This window comes from Mycobacterium sp. 1465703.0 (assembly GCF_001672975.1).
Taxonomy (GTDB): domain Bacteria; phylum Actinomycetota; class Actinomycetes; order Mycobacteriales; family Mycobacteriaceae; genus Mycobacterium.
In genome coordinates, this window is sequence record NZ_LZKU01000168.1 from 61,709 (window position 1) to 68,466 (window position 6,758).

Annotated in this window: 4 protein-coding genes, 1 tRNA gene and 2 pseudogenes; 3 read left to right on the forward strand and 4 right to left on the reverse strand. The window is 63.0% G+C overall.

The annotated features are described in order from the left end of the window. Nucleotides 1–253: 253 nt before the first annotated feature. The 3 genes from A5625_RS15150 to A5625_RS15160 form a co-directional block, all read right to left on the reverse strand. On the reverse strand, nucleotides 254–688 hold the full coding sequence (locus A5625_RS15150) for a hypothetical protein (protein WP_066995120.1): 435 nt from the start codon (nucleotides 686–688) through the stop codon (nucleotides 254–256). Further along, nucleotides 685–2,529 carry a hypothetical protein gene (locus A5625_RS15155; RefSeq protein WP_066995123.1) on the reverse strand — a complete coding sequence of 615 codons (1,845 nt, stop codon included), beginning with the start codon at nucleotides 2,527–2,529 and terminating at the stop codon, nucleotides 685–687. The genes A5625_RS15150 and A5625_RS15155 overlap by 4 nt, the downstream gene beginning before the upstream one ends. Before the next feature lie 809 nt (nucleotides 2,530–3,338). After that, nucleotides 3,339–3,421: transfer RNA gene (locus A5625_RS15160), tRNA-Leu, on the reverse strand. 252 nt (nucleotides 3,422–3,673) lie between these two features. Here A5625_RS15160 and A5625_RS15165 point away from each other — a divergent pair. The 3 genes and pseudogenes from A5625_RS15165 to A5625_RS15175 form a co-directional block, all read left to right on the forward strand. Next, nucleotides 3,674–5,302: a DUF3662 and FHA domain-containing protein gene (locus A5625_RS15165; protein WP_066995126.1), complete on the forward strand. Its 1,629-nt coding sequence runs from the start codon at nucleotides 3,674–3,676 to the stop codon at nucleotides 5,300–5,302. A gap of 124 nt (nucleotides 5,303–5,426) precedes the next feature. Beyond that, a complete protein-coding gene (locus tag A5625_RS15170; protein ID WP_066995129.1) occupies nucleotides 5,427–5,894 on the forward strand; it encodes an FHA domain-containing protein in 468 nt (155 codons plus the stop codon). Next, nucleotides 5,891–6,430, forward strand: a pseudogene (locus A5625_RS15175) (PP2C family serine/threonine-protein phosphatase); the annotation flags it as partial. The gene A5625_RS15170 and the pseudogene A5625_RS15175, both read left to right, overlap by 4 nt. Here A5625_RS15175 and A5625_RS28425 read toward each other — a convergent pair. Continuing rightward, nucleotides 6,424–6,758, reverse strand: a pseudogene (locus tag A5625_RS28425) (PP2C family serine/threonine-protein phosphatase); the annotation flags it as partial. The pseudogenes A5625_RS15175 and A5625_RS28425 overlap by 7 nt on opposite strands.

Sequence of the window (6,758 nt, forward strand, 5' to 3'; positions counted from 1 at the left end):
TCGGAGCCACCGCCCGGGTGAGTTGAAAACTGCGTTGGCGCGACCCCGAACTCAAGGCAACCCCTGTTGTTCGCCAAGTCATGGTTGGACCGGTGAGCGTCAGGCCAGCGTCGATTATTGCCACTCCCGAAGTCGTTGAATCGGTAATGCGGTAGCGGGCGTCCAGATACAGAAAACCGAAGTGTTTGATGAAAAATTCCAATAATGTTTTCATCGTGGCCCACCTTTCATGTGGCGTCCGGCCCTGAAGGGGCTAGCTGAGCCCCTGCTCTTTCCGCCACTGAGACCAATATTTATCGGCGTTAGCCCGTCGTAACGTCTTTAGTTCATCACATACGGTTTCCAGCGCAGACGGATCCGAGAACAGTTGCTCTACGCGCGGCGCGTTCTGACGGATCCAGTCGATCTCATCGAGAGCCGACAGATAGCTAATTGCGGGTTCCTTGTCTATGTATTGCTTAATGAGTGAAACCCAGAACCAGTTTCGCGCCGTCGCAAGACGTGTGGGTGCGATCGAGATCTGCATTTGGCCTCTGTCGTTGGCTAGCAGCCACGTAAGGATCGGTCCGCTCACGGTCAATGAAGCGTTTATCGCGTCGCTTTCTGTTTTCGAATCCGTGATTCGGTAGCGAGGATCGAGGTACAGAAACGCAAAGTTCTTTAGGTAGAACTCTAAGAGGGTTTTCATCGCTCGCCTCCCGTTCTTGGCGGAATAAAAATCGAGTCACTGACTTGTTGATAGCCATGGGATTCGAGATATCGAATCTCTGCGGCAGTAAAGCTAGAGGGCTTGATCTCGTCAAACGGCACCGACAGTCTAATCGTGTCACGGTTTGCGATAGCGACGTCCAGTACATGCTGATTGGCGGCTAGCCGCTCAGTAGGAGTCAATGAGTTCCATGCATCTCCAAGATCGAAATAGCTGGCTCCGTGGTCGCGCGCGACGTCGATATATGAGGGGCTTCCGCTCGCCGGTTTGAACGGTCCCAGGACGGTTTCGCCGCTGCCGGTCAGGTGTTGTTCGGACAGCGCTCTCAGCTCTGGTGGCATGTAGTTGAGCGGGTTATCCAAATTGAATTCCGGATGGGCAGGATCGATCACGACGGGTGCCGGGCTATCGGGAACCGCCACATGAGATCCGACCGGCCCGTGCTCGACGGGCACATCACCCGGGGCCGTCGGCGTGTGTTCGACCACTGGCGGCTCAAGAGGATGGGTCCCTGGGACCGGCCCTCCGGACACCGGGACATGCGTGGTGAGGTTCCGCTCGGCAACTTGGAAGTGTTCGTCGGCGCCGGCGAGCGCACGGGCAAACACATTGTCGGCGGTGAGGCCTTCGAGCGTTTCACGGGTGAAGAGCGTTTTCACACCTAGCCATAGCGCCTCGCCGCCCGCCTTGAGCTCTGGTCCTCCGACCGCCAGGGTGATGGCGGTGAACAGCGGTTCGGGGGTCGCTTGCACCTGCCCGGGATCCGGTGTGCGCATGCCGGTCAACTTGCCGCCGTTGAAGGTGTAGTAGGTACCGGTGGCCTGGTCGAAGAATTCGCCCGTGCCGTTTTTGAGTTGGCCGGTGACCTGTACGGGCTGCCCGTTGACGTTGTAGGTGAACATGAAATGCCCGTCGGGTGCGATGCTTACCGACCTGGGGTCAATGTTGTTGTAATCGGGAATCTTGCCCAGGTCGTCGAGGGCGCGCGCGAGATCGTCTCTGAGCTTGGGCAGTCTGGCACTGGCGGCCTCGCCTTGTGGCGAGCCCGGGCCATACACGTAGAGGTCCTTCGCGGCCTTGCTGACAGCTTCCTGCGCGGCCCGCACCTTGGCCATTTGGTCGACCACGGCCTGATTGGTGACTCGGCGGATGTCCGCCAGTGCCGTCTGCTGAGCCGCAGACACACCGTCGCTGTCGATGTCGTGAAGAGGAGTGCCGTCATACCCCTCGGCATGAAGGTTATTCAGCGATATCTGAAGGCCATCCGAATAGCCGTCGCGAATCGCTTGCAGCGCAACGAGTGCCGCCTTGGTATCGCGGAGAGCGTCATCTTCACATGTGTTGATGAGCGCATGCACGGCGTCCTTGTCCGCCGCAGTGAGACTCTTGTCGTTGTTCAACAGGTCGACAGCCTGGACGACCAAATCCGAGATGCTTTTCAACTGCGCATCCAACGTGGCGATCCGCGCGGCTCCCGCTTTTTGCGCGTCGGCCAATGCCGCAGCGATGTTTTCCAGGTCCGCACCGATCTTGGGCAGTTGCAAGGACTGCGCTCCCAGGGCTTTCACGACCCGCTGCACTTCTGCGGAGTCGTTGATCGGATGACCGCCATCCTGGTGATTCCAGGCTGCTTCGAAGCGAGTGCGGGCTTGCTGGAAAGCGTTGTCGGCCTCCGCGGTACATCGACCCGCCCGATGAAAGGCACCGGCTAAATTGGAGATCTGCAACGGGCTGCCAGCCTGCAGGCTTGCATTTATCGCCCAAGGGTCGCCGCCAGCTTCGGCGACCAACGCCTGCTCATCTATATACGGAAGTCCCATGACACCGTCGATGTCTAGCGAACAATGCGCATCTCACCGCGCACAGTCCGGCGTGCATTCGCGCCGGATAGGCGGCCCACCTCGATGCGCATTTCCAACCCCTCCTGAGTCGCACATAAGGGTAGTGACGCGCACACACCGGTCAATTCACCACGAAGCCCAAGTCACGGCACGCCAGACAGGCACTGAGCCGCACCGAGAGCAGCGACAGCATTACGTTTTGGCGTGTGACCACGCGAATCCCGCTCGGTGACAACACTTCCGGCATCGGCAGTGGGGAAACCCTGCGCACGCGTCGGAGATATCCGTGAGCAATGCTCGATACCTCATGGTGTTCCAGTCGGAACATCAGCCTGCTGGCGGAGCTCGAGTCGTCTGAGTTTGCCCGACTACGTACGGGGGAGCGAATCCGGCGGCATCAACACGACATCGGCCGGCGTCACCCCGCACACGGAGATAACTCGTCTGATGACCGCGCTGCGAGTTGCGCACCCATGGGTCGCGACGAGCGCGCCGAGCGCGGCGGTTACCCCCACCGACGTCACTCGTCAACTCGCCGACGCCGCGAAGCTATTCAGCGATGTGCTGGCGCGGCCGTCCGCCGACGACTGTCACGATCGCCGCGCTGGGTCGCCGTCCGGTGTCGAAGCCGACTTTCATGATGGGGTCTTCACGTCGCCGATTGCGCCGAGCCCCTTCCGGAAACGCAGGCGTGGTCCGCGGAAGACTGCGCCGCCGCATCCTCTCCCTATAAACACGAAAGTCGCGACCTCTTTCGAGGCCGCGACCTTGCGCACAACCGCTCACTGTGGGCGAAGGGGGACTTGAACCCCCACGTCCCGAAGGACACTGGCACCTGAAGCCAGCGCGTCTGCCATTCCGCCACTCGCCCGGAAAAACAACCGATGGACCATACCACTGTAATGGCCCGATTCCCGAACCGCCGCAGCGGGCCGGTAAGCCGTCCTCCACCCACACCCGTCCGCCTGCACCGCCCTGAGCTGGCCTGATGTAGTTCTCACGATTTTGAAAGTGCTACAGCGCCGCTATGTCCCGATACCATGCGGGAGTGATTTGGCACCGGGGTGATTCGTTTGCCGCGCACTGGCAATACCTGATGACAAGTGCACGCGAACGGTAGGACATGAGTAGCCAACGGGGGCTGGCCGCGCGGATCGAGCGCAAACTCGAGGCGACGGTGGACAATGCCTTCGCCCGAATGTTTGGTGGTTCGATCGTTCCGGAAGAGGTCGAGGGCCTGTTGTGCCGCGAAGCGCGCGACGGAGTCCAGAAACTTCACGGAAATCGCCTTTTGGCCCCCAACGAATACATCATTACCCTCGGTATGCACGACTTCGAGAAGGTGCGCGCCGATCCGGATCTCACGTCGAGTGCTTTCGCGAGGTACTTGGCTGACTACATCCACGAACAGGGGTGGCAAACGTATGGTGAGGTGGTCGTTCGGTTCGAGCAGGCATCGAACCTGCGCACCGGCCAGTACCGCGCCCGTGGTGCTGTCAACCCAGATCTACAGCCCCGCCCGACGGTCGACGACCCCGTCCGGCCACAATCAAATAATGCGTTCGGCGAAGAACGAGGAGTAGCACCCATGACTGACAATTCGAGCTACCGCGGTGCACAAGGGCCGGGGCGCCCCGGCGACGAGTACTACGACGACCGCTATGGACGTCCGCAGGACGACGCGCGCGGCCCGGAGGCGCAGGGGGCACACGAGCAGCGGGGTGGATATCCGCCCGAACAGGGTGGCTACCCACCCCAGCAGGGCTACCCGCCGCCGCGACACCCCGAGGGTGGCTACCCGGAGCAAGGCGGCTACCCCGAACAGGGTCAGGGCGGCTACCCGCCCCAGCAGGGCTACCAAGACCAGCGCGGCTACCCCGACCAGCAGGGTCAGGGCGGCTACCCGCCCCAGCAGGGCTACCAAGACCAGCGCGGCTATCCCGACCAGGGACAAGGCGGCTACCCGCAGTCGTATGAGCAGCGGCCGCCGGGACCTTCGGGCTACGGAGGTCAGGGCTACGACCAGGGGTATCGCCAGGGCGGCGGCTACGGGCCTCCCGGCGGTCAGCAGGGCGGCGGTCAACCGGGCTACGGCGGATACGGCGACTACGGTCGCGGCCCTGCCCGTCCGGACGAGGGCGGCTACGCCCCGCCGGAACACCGGCCCGCGTATCCCGACCAGGGTGGTGGGTACGACCAGGGCTACCAGCAGGGCGGCGGATACGGCCGCCAGGACTACGGCTCTTCCGAGTACACCCAGTACGCCGAGCATGTGCAGGGCGGAACGTACGCCGGTCAAGGCGGTGGCTACCCCGAGGCGGCGAGCCCGGAATACGACTACGGCCAGCAGGCGGACTATGGCCAGCCCGATTACGGGCAACCGGCCGACTACGGCCAGCCCGCCGACTACGGCCAACAGGCGGCTGGCTACGGCGGCTACGGGCAAGGCGGCTACGGCGCCGGCGGCACCACGATCACCCTTCAACTCGACGACGGCAGCGGCCGCACCTACCAACTGCGCGAAGGCTCCAACATCGTGGGCCGCGGACAAGATGCCCAGTTCCGGTTGCCCGACACGGGCGTGTCACGACGTCACCTGGAAATCCGCTGGGACGGACAGGTCGCGCTGCTCTCGGATCTGAACTCCACCAACGGCACCACGGTGAACAACGCACCGATCCAGGAGTGGCAGCTGGCCGACGGCGACGTGATCCGCTTGGGCCACTCGGAGATCATCGTCCGGATCCACTAAGCCACTGGCCTCAACGCTGCCGTGCTTCGCCCCGTGTCGACCACCGTCCAAGTATCGTGACGTAGCCGATGTGCTCGGAGTCACGGGCGCCAGGCATACGACGCTAGGACGGAAAGGACGCCAGATGCAGGGACTGGTACTGCAGCTGACGCGCGCCGGATTCTTAATGTTGCTGTGGGTATTCATCTGGTCCGTGCTGCGAATCCTTCGGACCGACATCTATGCGCCCACCGGTGCTGTCATGGTCCGACGCGGCTTGGCGCTGCGCAGCACGCTGTTGTCTTCGCGTCAGCGCCGCCACGCGGCGCGCTACCTGGTGGTCACCGAAGGCGCGCTGGCGGGCGGACGCATCACGCTCAGCGGACAGCCGGTGTTGATCGGACGAGCTGACGACTCCACCTTGGTCCTCACCGACGATTACGCCTCGACGCGGCACGCCCGGCTGTCTCAGCGCGGCTCGGAGTGGTACGTCGAGGATCTAGGATCGACCAACGGTACTTACCTCGACAGGGCGAAGGTGACGACTGCGGTACGAGTTCCAATCGGAACGCCGATTCGAATCGGCAAAACGGCGATCGAGCTGCGCCCGTGACGCTGGTCCTGCGATATGCCGCGCGGAGTGATCGCGGCCTGGTACGCGCCAACAACGAAGATTCCGTCTACGCCGGCGCACGGCTGCTCGCGCTGGCAGATGGCATGGGCGGTCACGCCGCCGGCGAGGTGGCATCCCAGTTGGTAATCGCCGCCCTGGCCCATCTCGATGACGACGAACCGGGCGGCGATCTGCTGGCCAAGCTGGACAACGCCGTCCGTTCGGGCAACGCGGCCATCGCCGCACAGGTCGAAGCCGAACCCGAGCTGGAGGGGATGGGCACCACTCTTACCGCGATCCTGTTCGCGGGCGACCGCATCGGGTTGGTGCACATCGGTGACTCGCGTGGATATCTGCTGCGCGACGGTGAGCTGAGCCAAATCACCAAGGACGACACGTTCGTTCAGACTTTGGTCGACGAAGGCCGGATCACCCGGGAAGAAGCTCACAGCCACCCGCAGCGTTCGTTGATCATGCGCGCTCTCACCGGTCACGAGGTCGAGCCGACATTGATCATGCGTGAGGCGCGCGCCGGCGGAGGTGTTGGGCAGGGTCATTTGATCCTCGTCGCCCGACACCGCGCCGGCAAGAATCGGCTGGGTCTGCCCGTAGTCGTAGTCGACCACATCGGCCACCACGACGGTCACATTGTCGGGGCCGCCGCCGCGCAGCGCCAATTCGATGAGCCGGTATGCGGCCTCGGCGACGTCGGGAATCTGTAAGGCCTCGAGGATTGTTTCGTCGCTCACCGGATCCGACAACCCGTCCGAACACAGCAGATAGCGGTCGCCGGCGCGCGCCTCACGCATGATCAATGTCGGCTCGACCTCGTGACCGGTGAGAGCGCGCATGATCAACGCACCG

Coding starts and splice junctions, on each gene's coding strand:
- A5625_RS15170 (WP_066995129.1), top strand. CDS start 5,427: ATGCAGGGACTGGTACTGCAGCTGACGCGCGCCGGATTCTTAATGTTG.
- A5625_RS15155 (WP_066995123.1), bottom strand. CDS start 2,529: ATGGGACTTCCGTATATAGATGAGCAGGCGTTGGTCGCCGAAGCTGGC.
- A5625_RS15165 (WP_066995126.1), top strand. CDS start 3,674: ATGAGTAGCCAACGGGGGCTGGCCGCGCGGATCGAGCGCAAACTCGAG.
- A5625_RS15150 (WP_066995120.1), bottom strand. CDS start 688: ATGAAAACCCTCTTAGAGTTCTACCTAAAGAACTTTGCGTTTCTGTAC.